This window comes from Bacillus sp. FDAARGOS_235, from assembly GCF_002073415.2.
GTDB lineage: Bacteria > Bacillota > Bacilli > Bacillales > Bacillaceae_G > Bacillus_A > Bacillus_A toyonensis.
The window spans coordinates 4,572,304-4,589,149 of the sequence record NZ_CP020437.2 but is presented as its reverse complement, the minus strand read 5'-3'; the positions used below and the strand labels follow the sequence as shown (position 1 = coordinate 4,589,149).

The window sequence follows — 16,846 nt, the reverse complement described above, 5'->3', positions numbered from 1 at the left end:
CAAATAGCAATGCAATTAGTTTTTGTTAAAAAACGTATTGCTATATGCTTGAAAAATTTCAGATACTTGATATCCCATTAATGAAATTGCTGTTAATGAAAAGAAACCAATCATAAGAAATCGAAACCACATATAAATCTCCTCCTTGTATTTAGCTTAAAAAACGTTAGCTATATTACAAGTTACGTGGCACTCTTCATCATCACTTTCTTTCTTCTTTACAATTGCTGTTATAAATCGAATCATAAAGAATAGAACAAAAGGAATTTGTTCGTAATTCACCTTGGCATAGTTCAGCAACGGCTCGCGCTGCACATCGAACGGGGATGAGAAGGAATAGAACATACCTTGCTCTTCCATATATACAATTACAATTTTCATGCAAAATACTATTCCTAGAAACGAAACAATATCTTGCCATTCTGTCGTATATAACAGGTTATACAGCTCTAATACGTACTCTTCCATCATCATCCCCCCTTCCTTTTTTACCATTTTGCTCGCCTTCGTATAAAAAGTCAAGAAAAAAGTTTATATTCACTATGACAATAGTAATTACTCGTTTCTATGTTTATATATGATTCTTTTATAGCAATGATTGGGTGTAACTCTATTCCAAAACAATAAATTAGAATCGAACGGATTCTTCATTTCTACTTTTAGGTTTCAAAACTGTGCTATTTTTATTTCTATTAAAAATAAAATAAGAAAGTATTATAAGAACAGTAACAAGCATCGTTAAAAGTGCTTGTGGACGCAAAGATTCAATTGCAAGCATTGCAACTAAAACTGCTATAATAGCAGCAATTGTAACATACGTTACATATGGGAAAAGCCACATTTTCACTTTCAAATTTCTTTGTTCTACTTTTCCCATTTTTTTACGCATCTTTAAATGCGAAACTGCAATAACGAGATAAACGAGTAACGCGATCCCACCAGAAGCATTCACTAAAAATAAAAATACTTTATCTGGAGATATGTAACTAAAAACAACTCCAATATAAGCGAAGAAAGTTCCAAATAAAACTGCTCGAACTGGAACACCACTACTGTTCAATTTTAAAAACACCTTTGGAGCATCTCCTCTTTCTGCCATCGAAAAAAGCATTCTTGAGTTTGTATATAAGCCCGAATTTAAACAAGAGAGTACAGCTGTTAAAACGATAAAATTCATAATTTGTGCTGCCGCTGGTATTCCTATATGTTCAAGTACCGCTACAAATGGACTTTTTAGTATGTTTGCTGAATTCCACGGAAGGAGTGTAACGACTATAGCAATAGATCCAATGAAAAATACGAGAATACGCCAAATTACACTATTTGTTGCTGTTTTTACTGCTTTTACAGGCTCAGCAGACTCACCAGCCGCTACTGCTACAATCTCTGACCCCATAAATGAAAATATAACGACGGTAATTCCAAGCAGCACCGAACTTATCCCATTTGGCATAAATCCCCCTTGTCCTACTAAATTTGAAGTGCCAGGTGCTTCCGTTCCTGGTACAAATCCTAAAATAACAGCAAGTCCAAGACAAAGGAATAAGACGATACTTATTACTTTAATAAAAGAAAACCAATATTCAAACTCTCCAAATGATTTCACTGAAAAAACATTCGTCAACGTTAATAAAATCGTTAATATTAGGCTTAATAACCAGAGTGGGATGTCTGGAATCCAGTATTGAATAATACCAGCACCTGCTGTGGCTTCTATTGCAATAACAATTACCCAGAAAAACCAATATAGCCACCCAATTGTATACCCGGCCCATGGACCAATAGCTTCTCGTGCATATGTTGCAAATGAACCACTTGTCGGGTTAATAGCTGCCATTTCCCCCAACATTCTCATGACGAAAATGACTAAAAGTCCTGCTAATGCATATGAAACGATAGAACCTGGCCCGGCCGAATGTACAACTGCACCACTTCCAACAAACAAACCAGCCCCTATTACACCACCAATTGAGATCATCGTAATGTGGCGTATTTTTAGGTCTTTCTTAAGATTTTTATCCAAATCTTGTACATCCCCTTCCAAACTTTATTTTGAAATTTATGTAAGAGTATTATGCAAAAAACCTTGTCTTACATTTCTTAATATATCAAAATATTCTGAATTTAAAAATTATAAATCCACCTCCTTCATAAATTATTACATTAGGTTTAATAATTTTCCATACACAATTGTTGAGAAAATTATTAAACCTAACAAAAGATAAAATTTTCAGATATCATTAAAGAAACAAGATTATACATCTAGACAACTTTTTGTATAGGAGTGTTGATATGTTAAACAAGTTCAAATTCATTTGTTGTATGTTAGTAATTTTCTTACTGCTACCGCTAGCCCCCTTCCAAACAAAAGCAGCAAACAATTTAGGATCAAAATTACTCGTTGGATATTGGCATAACTTTGATAACGGTACTGGCATTATTAAATTAAAAGATGTTTCACCAAAATGGGATGTAATAAATGTATCTTTCGGTGAAACTGGTGGTGATCGTTCCACTGTTGAATTTTCCCCTGTGTATGGTACAGATGCAGAGTTCAAATCTGATATTTCCTATTTAAAAAGTAAAGGAAAAAAAGTAGTTCTTTCAATAGGTGGACAAAATGGAGTCGTTTTACTTCCTGACAATGCCGCTAAACAACGTTTTATTAATTCCATACAATCTCTAATCGATAAATACGGTTTTGATGGAATGGATATTGACCTTGAATCAGGTATTTACTTAAACGGCAATGACACTAATTTTAAAAACCCAACAACTCCTCAAATCGTGAATCTTATCTCAGCAATTCGAACGATTTCAGACCATTACGGCCCAGATTTCCTACTAAGCATGGCCCCTGAAACAGCTTATGTTCAAGGCGGGTATAGCGCATATGGAAGCATATGGGGTGCATATTTACCAATTATTTACGGAGTGAAAGACAAACTAACTTATATTCACGTTCAACACTATAATGCTGGTAGCGGCATTGGGATGGACGGTAATAATTATAATCAAGGAGCCGCAGACTACGAGGTCGCGATGGCAGATATGCTCTTACATGGCTTTCCTGTAGGCGGTAATCCAAATAATATTTTCCCCGCTCTTCGTTCAGATCAAGTAATGATTGGACTTCCGGCGGCACCAGCAGCAGCTCCAAGTGGCGGGTATATTTCTCCAACTGAAATGAAAAAAGCTTTAAATTATATCATTAAAGGCGTTCCTTTCGGAGGAAAGTATAAGCTTTCTAATCAAAATGGCTACCCTGCATTTCGTGGTCTAATGTCTTGGTCCATTAATTGGGATGCAAAAAACAACTTTGAATTCTCCAATAACTACAGAACATATTTTGATGCTATTCCTTTGCAAAAATAATAAAAAACAGCAATAGGTTATATAAAGTAACCTAGTGCTGTTTTTTATTTATGTAAATTACTTTTTCACATCCATATCTACAGTACGAAGAGATTCATCTCCATTTCGTAAATAGCTATTTACGAGACTTAAAAGTAACTTCCCACCAACTAACATTGCACGTTCATCAAAATCAAATTGAGGATGATGATGCGGATATGTTGCTCCTATTTCTTCATTACCCGCACCTGTGAAGAAAAATGCTCCTGGAACATGTTCTAAGTAGTATGCAAAATCTTCACCACCCATAATAGGCGCCACTTCAATGACCCTTTCTCTTCCAAGATCACGTTCTGCAACCTCCATAAAATGACTCGTTTCCTCTACATGATTTATTAATATTGGATAGCCACGTTTATATTGAATATTAACTTCAGCCTGAAGAGACTGACAAATCCCCTCAACAACTCGTCTAAATTCCTTCTCCATATATTCTCTTACTTCAGGATCTAACGTTCGAATGGTTCCTGTAAACGTAGCAGTATCCGCAATAATATTATCCGCTTGACCAGCATGGAATGTACCAACTGTTAAAACTACGGATTGAAGTGGATCGACTTTTCTACTAACTAACAGTTGCAACTGGTTAATAATTTGTGTTGCAACAATAATAGCATCTACAGTATGATGTGGCATACCTCCGTGACCACCTCGCCCTTGAACCTTCACCTCAAAAGAATCAGCTGCCGCCATCATTGCTCCTGCTTTCGCACCAACAATTCCTACAGGCATTTGAGAAGATACATGCGTACCAAAAACAACATCTACTCCTTCTAAACAACCATCCTCAATCATAGCGATAGCCCCGCCAGGCTCTTTCTCTTCTGCATGTTGGTGTATAAGAACTATTTTTCCAGAAAGTTGGTCTCTATGATCACTTAATATTTTTGCAACTCCTAAAAGTGTTGCTGTATGTCCATCATGGCCACAAGCGTGCATTACGCCCGGAACCTTTGATTTATATGAAACTTTCTTTTCATCTTGAATAGGTAGTGCATCAAAATCAGCACGCAACGCGATTGTCTTCCCAGATTTCCCACCTTCAATTACGCCGATGATTCCTCTTTCCCCGACATCTGTTTTCACATCAATATGAAAACTTTTTAAGATTGCAGCTATTTTTTTCGGTGTTTCTATTTCTTGAAACGATAGCTCTGGGTATTGATGAAAATCTCTTCGCCACGAAACCATTTGGTTATACAAACTTTCCAACTCTTTATGCCATGTTTCTATCATAGAAATTCCCCTTTCTTTTTTAACACTTTAAATTTAATTTACATAACATTCTGTATTTAATCAATAAAAAGGAGAACTTTCTCTGAAAGTCCTCCTACTATTCTAGAATCGTCTAATTACTATTTTGCTTCAACACAAATACTGAAAGTTCAGGTACACTCCAAAATCTAACCGGCATTCGGGTTGTCCCAATACCTCGATTTACATATAAATGTAACGGCTTATTCTTCCCTTCTAATTCATACATACCTTCAACATAGCTCTCAGCTAATTTTGTAGTAATTAATGGACCTATAAAAGGAATTTGAACTTGTCCTCCGTGACTATGCCCTGAAACTTGAAAATCAACTGGATAACAAGCTACTTTGTCTACAACATCCGGCTCATGTACTAATAGCATATTGAAATCTTGTTGCCTTACATGTTTTAAAGTCGCGTCTATTTGTGGCTTCCCTAATAAGAAATCATCCAAGCCTGATATTGTAATATATTTGCCGTTTCCCACTTTAATTTTCTGCACTTCATTTACTAATACAGAAAAACCAGCTTCCTCCATATACTTTTTATAAAACACACTACCACCCCCGCCCCTATCATGATTCCCAAACACAGCATATTTCCCTAAGGGAGCATTAATTTTCTGCAAAATAACCTTCGCTTCATCTTTTTCCGCACTATAAGATCCAAACTTATCTATTAAATCTCCTGTGAAAACAACTATATCTGGATGCAATTCATTCATCTTCTCCACCAAATTTTCTAGTTGTTTCAATGTAAACTCTGGTCCTAAATGTACATCTGAGAATTGCAATATTTTTTTATTATTAAACTCTTTAGGAATCGTCGGGGCTTCTATTTCATTCCACGTAACTGTTATTAGTTTTCGTTCTATTTCTGTCGCATAGAAATACAAGCTTACTGGAATCATTACTATACTTATGAAACTTATAATAAGTTTCTTTAAGATTGATTTTTTTTGTTCTTTTTTTACATGATGCGTATTCATGTTTTCACCTCTAGATGTAGTTTAAAATCCTTTTGTTACATTGATGTGACAACATGAAAAAAATTGGGGTTTCAACACGTTGTAGCAAATATGTTTGTTATCCCAGCTGCAATTTTTACCGGTCATGTAACTTGGATTGAATATTTCCCAAACTTCTTGTTTTCTTTGGGAATTTAGTAGGCGGTTTGTATTTTGTAGAACTACCTTATTTCATATCTTATAATAAGAAACTACCTACAAATAAAGAGAAGACTGAAATACAGAACAAATCTATATCCGCTTAAATGGAATGGTTATAAAGTAGGCTAAAAAATATTACAAATTTCATTTTTTTCGTGAATATATCTACGTACACTTGTTCTCGAATGTTTTATACGTTATAATAACAACTTAAATAGCATTATTTACATATGAGGTGAAAAACATGAATAAAACAGAATTAATTAAAAACGTAGCACAAAATGCTGAGATTTCTCAAAAAGAAGCTACTGTAGTTGTACAAACTGTAGTAGAATCAATCACTAACGCTTTAGCTGCTGGTGAAAAAGTACAACTTATCGGATTCGGTACATTCGAAGTTCGTGAAAGAGCTGCTCGTACAGGCCGTAACCCACAAACTGGTGAAGAAATGCAAATCGCAGCTTCTAAAGTACCTGCTTTCAAAGCTGGTAAAGAACTAAAAGAAGCTGTAAAATAATGAAAAAATAGCCTTCTCGTTTATGAGAAGGCTATTTTTTCATAACATAATTAATAAAAATCTGACCATTGTGCTGTTTTTTTTGTTCCTTTATGCAAATAAAACCTTTCCTTTCAAAGAAAGATTTTGCTGTAATACTCGCCTCTGTATATATATCCCCGTGCCCTAAGTTCACTGCTTCTTTTTCTAACTTCTGTAATATGTATGAAGCTACCCCTTTTCCTTGATAATCTTTATGCGTAAATAAGCGATCTATGTAATGCTCATCATTATAATCCCCAAACCCCACTATCACACCTCTATACTCAGCAACGTAACAAATATTCTTTTCTAAAGACTGTAGCCATCTTTCTCTATCTAGTCGCTTTGGCGCCCATGCCTGTAGCTGTAACTCGTTATAATCTCTCGCATTCACCATATGAACTGTTTCATAGAACAATTGTAATACTGGTTCTAAATCCTCTTTCTGGAATGTCCTAATTATAATATCCGTTAACATATATGAGTCTCCTTACTAAACTAACACTCGGCTTTCTACTATAATAAGATTCAATATTGCTGCTTCATTATACCTTTTTTCTTTTTATACAAACAAAAAAACAACACTTATTCAAAGTATTGTTTTTTTGTATAAAAGCATTTTCAATTACTCTATAAATTAAAATTTTTATTATTTTAATTTCACTCTTTGCAATCTTAATGCATTTAATACGACTGATACCGAGCTAAATGCCATCGCCGCTCCTGCAACCCAAGGTGCTAAGAAACCTAATGCTGCAATTGGGATCCCTAAGCCATTATAAGCTAACGCCCAGAATAGATTTTGCTTAATATTTCTAATCGTCATTTTACTCATAAAAATTGCATCGGCAATACTATTTAAATCACCACGGATTAACGTAATATCCGCCGCTTCCATCGCTACATCCGTTCCTGTTCCAATTGCCATACCAATGTCTGCTGTAGCAAGAGCAGGAGCATCATTTATTCCATCTCCAACCATCGCTACTTTCTTACCTTGCGCTTGCAGTTTTTTCACTTCTTCTGCTTTTCCTTCTGGCAATACTTCTGCAATTACGTGATCAATACCAACTTGCCCTGCAATTGCCTGAGCAGTTTGTGTATTATCCCCTGTAATCATAACAACGTCTAGACCCATTTTCTTAAGTCGTGCGATAGCTGCTTTTGAAGTATCTTTTACAGTATCCGCAACAGCAACTATTCCAGCATACTCCTTATCTATCGCTATTAACATTGCTGTTTTTCCTTCTCGCTCTAGCTCTTCCATCGATTTAGAAACTTCTTCAATATCAATATTAAACTTCGTCATTAATCGACGTGTACCAATTAATAATTGTTTCCCTTCAACAATCGATTCAATACCGAACCCAGGAATTGCTTCAAATGTTTCCGAACTTGGTATATCAATTTTCTTTTCTTTAATTCCTTCTACTATCGCTTCTGCAAGTGGGTGTTCAGAATTTTTTTCTGCCGCTCCTACTAAACGTAGTATTTCTTCTTCATGGAATCCATCTGCTACAATTATATCTGTTAATACTGGCTTCCCATTTGTCACAGTACCCGTTTTGTCTAAAATAACCGTATCTAATCGGTGCGTTGCTTCTAAATGCTCTCCACCTTTAAATAAAATACCATACTCAGCTGATCTTCCTGATCCAGCCATAATAGATGTAGGTGTCGCAAGACCTAACGCACATGGGCAGGCGATAACAAGTACTGCTATCATTTTCTCAAGCGCTCCGCCAAAATCACCAGGTGTAACAAATATCATCCACACTGCAAATGTAATAATAGCAATCACAACTACAACCGGTACGAAAATACCAGAAATTTGATCAGCTACCCGTTGAATAGGCGCTTTCGATCCTTGCGCTTCTTCTACTACTTTAATAATTTGAGCTAATGCCGTATCTCTACCTACCTTAGTTGCTTTAACTTTTAAAAATCCATTTTTATTTATTGTAGAACCAATTACTACATCTCCAATTGTTTTATCAACTGGAATACTTTCACCCGTTAACATCGATTCATCAATCGCAGATTTTCCTTCTACAATTTCTCCATCAACTGGTATTTTTTCACCAGGTTTTACATAAACGATATCACCAGCTACCACTTCTTCGATTAAAATCTTCATTTCTGTTCCATCTCGTACAACTGTAGCTGTTTTCGCTTGTAATCCCATTAACTTTTTAATTGCTTCTGATGAACGTCCCTTTGCCTTTGCTTCAAATAATTTACCTAAAATAATTAATGTAATAAGTACCGCACTCGTTTCAAAATATAAATCTGTCATATGTTCCGAAGAACCAATAGATTGAATACTTAAATATACACTATAGAAATAAGCGGCCGACGTTCCAAGTGCCACGAGAACATCCATATTCGCACTTTTATTACGTAATGCTTTATAAGCTCCAATATAAAACTGTCCACCAATGATAAATTGAACAGGAGTTGCAAGAGCTAGCTGTACCCAAGGGTTCATTAGCATATCAGGTAAATAAATAAACGATGTAAATGAGAAATGACTCACCATTGCCCACAATAACGGGAATGATAAAATAAACGAAATAATAAATTTTTTCTTTTGTCGTTTAATTTCTTGTAAGCGATGATCTGTTGATCCATCTCGCTCATCTGATTTCACTTCTAATTTATATCCTAACTTTGTAATCGTACTCTTCATTTCATTTACACTGACTTCATCAGGATTAAAGTCTACCGTTGCCGACTCTAAAGCGAAATTAACCGTCGCTTTGTTCACACCATCTAACTTATTTAAACGCTTTTCAACTCTATTCGCACATGCTGCACATGTCATTCCTGAAACAGTAAATTCAGCTTTATCACTTACAATTCCATATCCTAACGATTCAACTTTTTCTTTAAAGTGTTGCGGAGTTGTTTTAGTTGGATCGTACATTATTTTTGTTTTTTCAAGTGCAAAATTTACATTTGCATCATGAACACCTTCTACTTTTTTCAGACCTTTTTCAATTCTATTGGCACATGCTGCACATGTCATTCCTGATATTTGAAGATTGGCCTCTTTTTGTTCATTCATGTCTCTCACCTCTATATACCCTTGTGAGGTATAATTATTAGCAAAATAAATCGTACTTCGTTTAAAGTACGATTTATTTCCATATCTAAAAATAATTATTGAACATCGTATCCTTGATCTTCAATTACAGCAACGATATCTTTTAATGTTATAGCAGACGAGTCGATAGTAACTTCAACAGTTCCTTCTGCTAATTGAACCTTCACTTTTTCAACACCGTTTAGCTCTTTCACACTGCTTTCGATAGAGTTTACACAATGTCCACAAGACATACCTTCAACTTTTAATGTTAACTGTTCCATTTAAAATCCTCCTCTTGTTTCTTCATTGTTTGTTAACCACAACTACATTTTACCATACCCCCCTAAGGTAATCAATGGTTTTGTATCATGATTTTTCAATTATTTTCTAAACGTTTATTTTACACACACTTTTTCACTACAATACACCTAAATCCAATATACGGGTAAACAAAAAAACAAGCCAGTTACATACTAGCTTGTTTTTACGCTTTTGAAAAACGTTCAAATACTGTCATTAATTCTTCAATTGCTTCGTCACCATTTCCATTTTTAATAGCTCCTGAAACACAATGACTCGTATGATTTTTTAAGACACCCATTCCTACTTTTTTCATCGCTGCATTAATCGCTGAAATTTGCACTAAAATATCAACGCAATAACGATCATTTTCAATCATATTTTGAATACCACGAACTTGTCCTTCGATTCTCTTCAATCTATTTATAATTTGCTCTTTTTCTTTTTCTGATCTATGTGTTACTGATTCATGCTCTTTATGATCCATATTATCACCTTCTTAAAATTTCTCTTCATCCAATAAAACAATTGCTTTTATGAGTATACCAATTATAGCATTAAATATCTATGTATGATACCCCATATGAGTATATTTCCACTTTATGATTATTCTTAACACATTATTAGCTTCTCAGTCTCAATTTTTATTATACCCTTTCCTTTTTGTAAAAAAATCATTATATCTCCAATCAAAATCCAATAAAGTGAAATTTTAATTAGCCCTCACCAATCGAGCTTTTATGGGCAGCCCGACCTTCACCTACCTTCTTTGCTTTCGCTGAATTTTGAGGTGGGGGTCTTACTGCCTGGCAAATAGCGGGATAAATTGAAACAATAATAAGCGGGGATTGTCCATCCCCGCTTATTATTCGCCTACAAATATAAAAGCCTCAATCTTCACACGTTTAAATTGAGACTTTTTTCTTCCTATATATAGTTATTGCTGATCACATACTTTTGTATCATTCACTACTGAAGTTCCTTCAACGGTCACCGTATGAAAACAATCATTCACTCGAACTGTCACAACATTATCTTGCCGATCAATGATATGATATTCATTAAAATTTTTATTCAGAGCACTGCGAATTTGTTCTCCTTCATAAATTGGGATGCCATGTGATAGAACCCAAATCAGTCCAGCGATAGCAAGAATAGTTTTCATACGATCTACCTCCTTGAGAATATAGTGAACTTTTAATCCGCGCTTTTTCAGCTCTATTCCTCTTGATTTGAATGAATCAAGCCTTTTTGGAAATAAGTTCATTTCGTCTATTTTATGTTTATGCTAATTGTGACGGAAATGTGACAACTTTTTGTCTCTTTAGACGAAAAGTTGAAACAAAACTTTCAAAAAGGACAATTCTACTTATGAAAAAAGGTTACGGAATGTTTCATCCATAACCTTTTTTCAGCCCTATTTTACAACTCAGCCACCGTACTTCATGTGATTTTAGTAGACTTGTTTTATTTTTATTTATCAACATCAAAGCAAAATCTCGAAAAAACTTCCCACACAAGTTCATTTCTACTACTTACCCCAGTCTTTTCAAAAATGGATTTTAAATGATCTTGTACTGTGTATATAGATATACACAGTTCTTGGGCTAATTCCTTTGTCGACATACCTGTAAGAATTTTACGTACTACTTGCTTCTCACGTGTTGTAAAACTATAAACTTCCATAATAAGCGGAAAAATTTCTTCTGGTCTTGCTCTTTCGAAAAGAACAACATAACCAGCCTGAAAACTACTTGTACATTCTAACTTACTGGCCCGAATGATTAGAAAATGTCCATAGGCTAAAGGTATACAAACTTTTTCTTCTCTCCGTATGCAATCTACATTATATTCGTTAGCCTTTACTTTCGAACAAACTGCTCGTATTGGTCTTGGTATTTCTTTTATATTTAACTGTTCATACTTTCTAAGATTTGAGAGCCAATCGCTGCCATCTTGATTCCAATATAATAAATTAAAATCCTCACTTAATATAATCGTGCCTGTCCCTATCACCTTCTCTTCTGAAAAAGGTATAGGAAATGCCTTTTTTAAAGCCTCTCCAGCAATTGGGACTATCGTTGCTAAGTACTTACAATCATCGATATGAAAAACGGGACTGGTACTCCCTCGAAATAAACTAAGATGCCCAAAACATTTCCCCTTACTTATACAAACGCCCCTTAATTCATCTCCAAAACTTGCTGGTTTTAAAATATTTCGGTATCTAGAACTTTTCTTTTGCTCACCATTTGTCGCCATACTAAGAGCAGCAACATGAGGTGAGTGTTCTGATAAATATTTAAATTTATTAAAATCATCATCTAGAAATTCATTCATAAACAATTGTGGATGAATCTTTTCAACACTTGCATCCGTAAATGCCCCAGTAGATAAAAAAGAAATTGGGTCTATAATTGTAAAACAAGCGGCTTCAAAATCAATAACTTTACGAATCAAGTGGAGAAATGACTTTTGAAATGTCCTTATAGAACTTATACGATTCGCTAGCATTGTAATTTCTTTCGTTGTTTTTTCATACATCCTCTTCCCCCCAGATTTATGGGATTGTTCACCTTCATACATTTATTTCATAATAAAGCTATAGTACATATACTTAGGAGGTCAAAAATGAATTGGAATGATACTACCGTAAGTTCATATGAACAAAGAATTCCATTAAAAATCCCAAGCTATTACACCCTATACGACATGATAAATCATTTCTTGTTTACTACACTCCCTAAAGAACATATCAATCCGAATTTACTAGTTATAGGTGCTGGAGGTGGACAAGAGATCCTCTCAATAGGTAAACAAAATAGCAATTTATCTTTTACAGGTGTTGATCCATCTGAAAGCATGCTACAGTTAGCTAAAAAAAGAATTGAAAACGAAGGCGTACAGAACCAAATTCACTTCGTACACGGAACTGTCCATTCATTATTACCAAATTCGTTATTTGACACCGCTACCTGTATGCTTGTTCTTCATTTCATCCCAACTATTGAGGAGAAAAAAGAGCTTCTTCATGAAATTAGTAGGCGCTTAAAACCTGACGCTCCATTCTTTCTCTCTACAATAAATGGTGTACCCCATACAAGTATGTTTTCTGCGCAATTGAATGCTTGGCAAAACTACATGATACAAAATCAAATTCCATTAGAAGATTGGGACCGGTTTGAAAATTCTTTTGAAACAGACATATTTCCTATTTCCGAAAATAATCTACTTGCTATTATGGAGGAATGTGGATTTACTCAAATCAATCGCTTTTTCACTAGCTTTTTAATTGATGGATACGTAGCAATAAAACAATAATGAAAAAAGGTAAGCAATCGCTTACCTTTTTTCATATACTTCTTCTACACTTGACTAATAAATCGCAATCCTTTACTTAAAGACGTTGGGACAACAGATGCGTGATTCTCCCCTTCCGCTTCATAAAACTTAAATTTAAGTTTATCATGTGTTACTTGGAGAAGTCGCTCTGATAATTCATTTGCACCTACAACCATATGCTCTCGTTCTAGTGACCCAACTGTAAGGAATACCCCTGTTTCAAACTTAGCATTGTTTAATTCATTTATAAGGTTCTCTTCTTTTTCAAGTACAGATCGGTTATTCCACCAAATAGATGGACTACTAATAAAATAATTTTGAAAGGCATTTACGTTTGTAAATAGTATGTGTAAAGCAAATAGGCCACCTAGCGAATGCCCAAATAACGTTTGTTTTCCTTTATCAATCGCAAAACTTTTTTCAATTTGCGGTTTAACTTCTTCTTCAATAAAAGTAAAGAAGTTATGTGCTCCTCCTGTTTTAGGCCACGGTTTACCGTCTGGTTTTAAAGGAGCATCTTTTGAAATTACGCTAGGTGTAAAATCATAGCATCTTTCTTCTCCTGAAAATGCTCCTTCAATTGGATAACCGATACCTACTATAACGGCTGGTGAAACACCTGTTTTTTCAGCCCTTACTGATTGTATTTTAACCGCTTCATGAAATGTTTGAAAAAAGGCATTGCCATCTAATACGTATATGACAGGGTATCCTGAATCCGGTGCTGGTTGCCTCGGCTTTGAAATATGAATTTGATATTCCTTACCCTCTACTTTTGAATACATTTTCCACTGTTCTGTATTAGATGTAATAATCTGCTGTTTTTCAATAGTAGTATTCACCCTATCTCCCCCTTTTAACTCGTTACATATATTTCTACTTTTTCTTCTTGAGATACAACACTATCATAACCGAAACAAACAGGAGCCCCATTATACGGGTCAATCATGACACGCGCATCAATATGAAATACTTCTTTTAATACTTCATTTGTAATAATTTCTTCTGGACTACCAGTTGTAACAATTTCCCCATCTTTCATTGCAATAATTTCATCGGAAAACCTTGCTGCGTGGTTAATATCATGCAATACCATTACAATCGTACAATTATGTTCTCTATTTAACTTTTCTACAATTTGCAATACATCTAATTGGTGAGACATATCAAGATATGTAGTCGGTTCATCTAATAGCAACACTTCTGTCTCTTGCGCTAAAGCCATCGCTAGCCATACCTTTTGTCGTTGACCACCTGATAAATTTGCAATTTGTCTCGTTCTAAATTCTGAAGTTTTCGTTATATCTAATGCCCAATCAATCATTTCTTTATCTTTTGAGGTTAACTTGTTTACGTTATTTCGATGTGGATAGCGTCCATAAGAAATTAATTCTTCTACTTTAAGCTCTCCTGGTGCAATCGGAGTTTGCGGAAGTAAGGCTAACAGCTTGGCAATTTCTTTCGTTGGAATTGTATTTAAATCCTGTCCTTGCAAATAAACTTTTCCGCTTTTTTGCTTTAAAATTCGTCCCATCGTTTTTAATAGTGTTGATTTACCGCACCCGTTTGGCCCTATAATTGTCGTTACTTTTCCTTCTTGTATTTCCACATTTAAATCGCGAAACACTGTAAGTTTTTCATAACTCGTTTCTAAATTTTTTGCACTTAAAATACTCACTTTTATTCCTCCTCTTACGCTTTCGCCTTATAAAGTAAATATAAGAAATACGGTACACCGACAATAGAAATAACGATTCCAACTGGTAACTCTACAGGTGTGAAAACTGTTTTTGCAATAAAGTCTGAAGCAATTACAAGAAACATTCCGATTACTCCGCACGTAGGAATGATATGCTTATGCTGAATACCAACAAGTCTTTTCGCTATATGCGGTGCCATTAGTCCGATGAAACCAATACTTCCTGAAACAGCAACACATGCGCTCACAAGTCCGATACTACTTAATAGTAAAATTGATTTCTCTCTTTCTACTGAAACACCTAAACTCGTAATACTCGTTTCTTCCAATTGAAATAAATCTAATAAATAAGCTTTCTTCTGTATAAGTGGAATTAAAATGATAAGCCACGGTAACATAGCAATAATATACTTCCAGTTTGCACTATATATGCTTCCAGACACCCAAACTGCAGCCATCTCAAAATCAGATGATTTCATTTTGAGTGATAAATACATAGAGAATGCGCCAAACCCTGAACCGATTGCAATCCCTGTTAACAAAAGTCGCTGCGAATCTAACTTACCGTTTTTCCAAGAAAACAGATAGATTATAATGGCTGCACCTAATCCACCAACTAGGCCAAACATCGGCATCATCATTATAGAAATCCAGTCTGTGCTCTTTAATTGTCCTTGAAAGAAAAACATAAAAATGACGATAGCTGTACCTGCTCCGGCATTTACTCCTAAAATACCTGGGTCCGCCAAACCATTTCTCGTAATCCCTTGAATTACAGCACCCGCAACGCCTAATCCTAATCCTACTAATCCAGCAATTACAATGCGCGGAAGACGAAACTCAAAAATAACTAAATCATGCTCTGGTAACGGATCTATTCTAAAAAGTGTTTTAAATACATCTGTAATCGTAATATCAAACGTTCCATTCGTTAAACTAATATAAATGGCACATAGTATTAAAAATATAATAATCCCCATCGTCATTCCAAAACGTTGACTTGAACTTTTAAGCATGTCTCTCTCCTCCTCTTGTACGGATTAAATAAAGGAAGAAAGGAATCCCAATTAAAGATGTAACGACTCCAATTGGCGTTTCAAATGGATAGTTTACAAATCTACTTAATACATCACATAAAGCTAAGAAAACTCCACCAATAACACCCGCACATGGTAAAATCCACTTATAATCTACCCCAATAATAAAGCGAGTAATGTGTGGAATAATTAAGCCTACAAAACCAACTTTTCCTACTAAAGCAACTGCTGTTCCTGTTAAAAAAATTACTGATAAAATTGCCATCGCTTTTACTAGTTTTGTACGCTGCCCTAGATTAATAGAAACTTCTTCTCCTAAAGAAAGAATGGTAATAGATTTCGCTATTAACAGCGCTAAAACTATCCCAATTATCCCAAAAGGTATCGTGATTTTAATTATATTAGGGTCCACTTGGTCTAACTTTGCATTAAACCAAAAACTAACATTTTGAGAGATTTGGAAATACGAAGCCATCGCAGCTGATACACTGCTTAAAAATGTTCCAATAACTGTCCCTATAATTGCTAACCTAACAGGAGATAAGCCATTTTGAAGAAGTGAGCCAAAACCAAACACGATACCGGCCCCTAGTGCAGAACCAATCATTGAACATAAAACCATACCGATTGATGACATTCCTGGAAGAAAAATCATACATAGTGTAATAACAAAGGCTGCACCATCCGTCACACCCATAATAGAAGGGGATGCAAGATAGTTTCTTGTCATCCCCTGCATAAGTGCTCCTGATATGGCTAGAAATGCTCCGACTAAAAGAGCTGCAACTACCCTTGGTAAACGTGAAGTAATAATAATATTATGATTTACATCGCTTGAATCAAAATGAAATAATGCGTTCCACACTGTTTCAGCATCAATACTTTTCGCACCATACAAAATAGAAAGTATAACTGTAGCTAAGATGAGTATGGGTGCTATACATAATATAGTTACTGGTACTGCATTTGTTTTCTGCATATCATTCAACGCACCTTACTTATTGTA

At 35.0% G+C, this 16,846-nt stretch carries 17 protein-coding genes and 1 pseudogene; 4 read left to right on the top strand and 14 right to left on the bottom strand.

Going from position 1 to position 16,846, the window contains the following annotated elements:
• Positions 1–156 precede the first annotated feature (156 nt).
• A complete protein-coding gene (locus A6J74_RS26030) occupies positions 157–495 on the bottom strand; it encodes a hypothetical protein (protein ID WP_002039366.1) in 339 nt (112 codons plus the stop codon).
• A gap of 133 nt (positions 496–628) precedes the next feature.
• The gene (gabP, locus tag A6J74_RS26025; RefSeq protein WP_000360092.1) at positions 629–2,023 is read right to left on the bottom strand and encodes a GABA permease; all 1,395 of its coding nucleotides are present in this window, start codon (positions 2,021–2,023) and stop codon (positions 629–631) included.
• A gap of 269 nt (positions 2,024–2,292) precedes the next feature.
• On the opposite strand from gabP, the gene A6J74_RS26015 reads away from it, so the two are divergent.
• The gene (locus A6J74_RS26015) at positions 2,293–3,375 is read left to right on the top strand and encodes a chitinase (protein WP_000932453.1); all 1,083 of its coding nucleotides are present in this window, start codon (positions 2,293–2,295) and stop codon (positions 3,373–3,375) included.
• Between the two features lie 57 nt (positions 3,376–3,432).
• Here the strand turns inward: A6J74_RS26015 and A6J74_RS26010 are convergent, their stop codons facing one another.
• Positions 3,433–4,650 carry a M20 metallopeptidase family protein gene (locus tag A6J74_RS26010; protein ID WP_000573500.1) on the bottom strand — a complete coding sequence of 406 codons (1,218 nt, stop codon included), beginning with the start codon at positions 4,648–4,650 and terminating at the stop codon, positions 3,433–3,435.
• Positions 4,651–4,762: 112 nt separating this feature from the next.
• On the bottom strand, positions 4,763–5,656 hold the full coding sequence (locus A6J74_RS26005; protein ID WP_001091710.1) for a metallophosphoesterase: 894 nt from the start codon (positions 5,654–5,656) through the stop codon (positions 4,763–4,765).
• A gap of 63 nt (positions 5,657–5,719) precedes the next feature.
• On the opposite strand from A6J74_RS26005, the pseudogene A6J74_RS26000 reads away from it, so the two are divergent.
• Together A6J74_RS26000 and A6J74_RS25995 are read left to right on the top strand one after the other, a co-directional pair.
• Positions 5,720–5,940, top strand: a pseudogene (locus tag A6J74_RS26000) (formate/nitrite transporter family protein); the annotation flags it as partial.
• A 140-nt stretch (positions 5,941–6,080) separates the two neighbouring features.
• The gene (locus A6J74_RS25995) at positions 6,081–6,353 is read left to right on the top strand and encodes an HU family DNA-binding protein (RefSeq protein WP_001043903.1); all 273 of its coding nucleotides are present in this window, start codon (positions 6,081–6,083) and stop codon (positions 6,351–6,353) included.
• Positions 6,354–6,384: 31 nt separating this feature from the next.
• Here the strand turns inward: A6J74_RS25995 and A6J74_RS25990 are convergent, their stop codons facing one another.
• From A6J74_RS25990 to A6J74_RS25965, 6 genes are all read right to left on the bottom strand, one after another.
• A complete protein-coding gene (locus tag A6J74_RS25990; protein WP_000954488.1) occupies positions 6,385–6,852 on the bottom strand; it encodes a GNAT family N-acetyltransferase in 468 nt (155 codons plus the stop codon).
• A 171-nt stretch (positions 6,853–7,023) separates the two neighbouring features.
• Entirely contained in the window at positions 7,024–9,441 is a 2,418-nt protein-coding gene (locus A6J74_RS25985) for a heavy metal translocating P-type ATPase (RefSeq protein WP_001005320.1), read from the bottom strand.
• Between the two features lie 95 nt (positions 9,442–9,536).
• Positions 9,537–9,743 (bottom strand): copper chaperone CopZ, encoded by a 207-nt coding sequence (gene copZ / locus A6J74_RS25980; protein WP_000436967.1) that lies wholly within the window; start codon positions 9,741–9,743, stop codon positions 9,537–9,539.
• 203 nt (positions 9,744–9,946) lie between these two features.
• Positions 9,947–10,249, bottom strand: coding sequence for a metal-sensing transcriptional repressor (locus A6J74_RS25975; RefSeq protein WP_000349642.1), 303 nt, complete (start codon positions 10,247–10,249; stop codon positions 9,947–9,949).
• Positions 10,250–10,699: 450 nt separating this feature from the next.
• Positions 10,700–10,927, bottom strand: coding sequence for a hypothetical protein (locus A6J74_RS25970; protein WP_000849103.1), 228 nt, complete (start codon positions 10,925–10,927; stop codon positions 10,700–10,702).
• A gap of 308 nt (positions 10,928–11,235) precedes the next feature.
• Positions 11,236–12,306, bottom strand: a complete 1,071-nt coding sequence (locus A6J74_RS25965) for a helix-turn-helix transcriptional regulator (protein ID WP_000273065.1) — start codon at positions 12,304–12,306, stop codon at positions 11,236–11,238.
• A gap of 87 nt (positions 12,307–12,393) precedes the next feature.
• Between A6J74_RS25965 and A6J74_RS25960 the strand changes: the two genes are divergently transcribed.
• Entirely contained in the window at positions 12,394–13,083 is a 690-nt protein-coding gene (locus A6J74_RS25960; protein ID WP_001104348.1) for a class I SAM-dependent methyltransferase, read from the top strand.
• Positions 13,084–13,127: 44 nt separating this feature from the next.
• On the opposite strand, the gene A6J74_RS25955 is transcribed toward A6J74_RS25960, so the two are convergent.
• From A6J74_RS25955 to A6J74_RS25940, 4 genes are read right to left on the bottom strand one after another with little or no spacing between them, the layout of a single operon-like run.
• Positions 13,128–13,946, bottom strand: a complete 819-nt coding sequence (locus tag A6J74_RS25955) for an alpha/beta hydrolase (RefSeq protein WP_001098325.1) — start codon at positions 13,944–13,946, stop codon at positions 13,128–13,130.
• A gap of 14 nt (positions 13,947–13,960) precedes the next feature.
• Positions 13,961–14,782, bottom strand: coding sequence for an ABC transporter ATP-binding protein (locus tag A6J74_RS25950; RefSeq protein WP_000025775.1), 822 nt, complete (start codon positions 14,780–14,782; stop codon positions 13,961–13,963).
• A gap of 14 nt (positions 14,783–14,796) precedes the next feature.
• Positions 14,797–15,819, bottom strand: coding sequence for a FecCD family ABC transporter permease (locus tag A6J74_RS25945; RefSeq protein ID WP_000920443.1), 1,023 nt, complete (start codon positions 15,817–15,819; stop codon positions 14,797–14,799).
• Entirely contained in the window at positions 15,812–16,819 is a 1,008-nt protein-coding gene (locus A6J74_RS25940; protein ID WP_001173039.1) for a FecCD family ABC transporter permease, read from the bottom strand. The genes A6J74_RS25945 and A6J74_RS25940 overlap by 8 nt, the downstream gene beginning before the upstream one ends.
• Between the last annotated feature and the right edge of the window lie 27 nt (positions 16,820–16,846).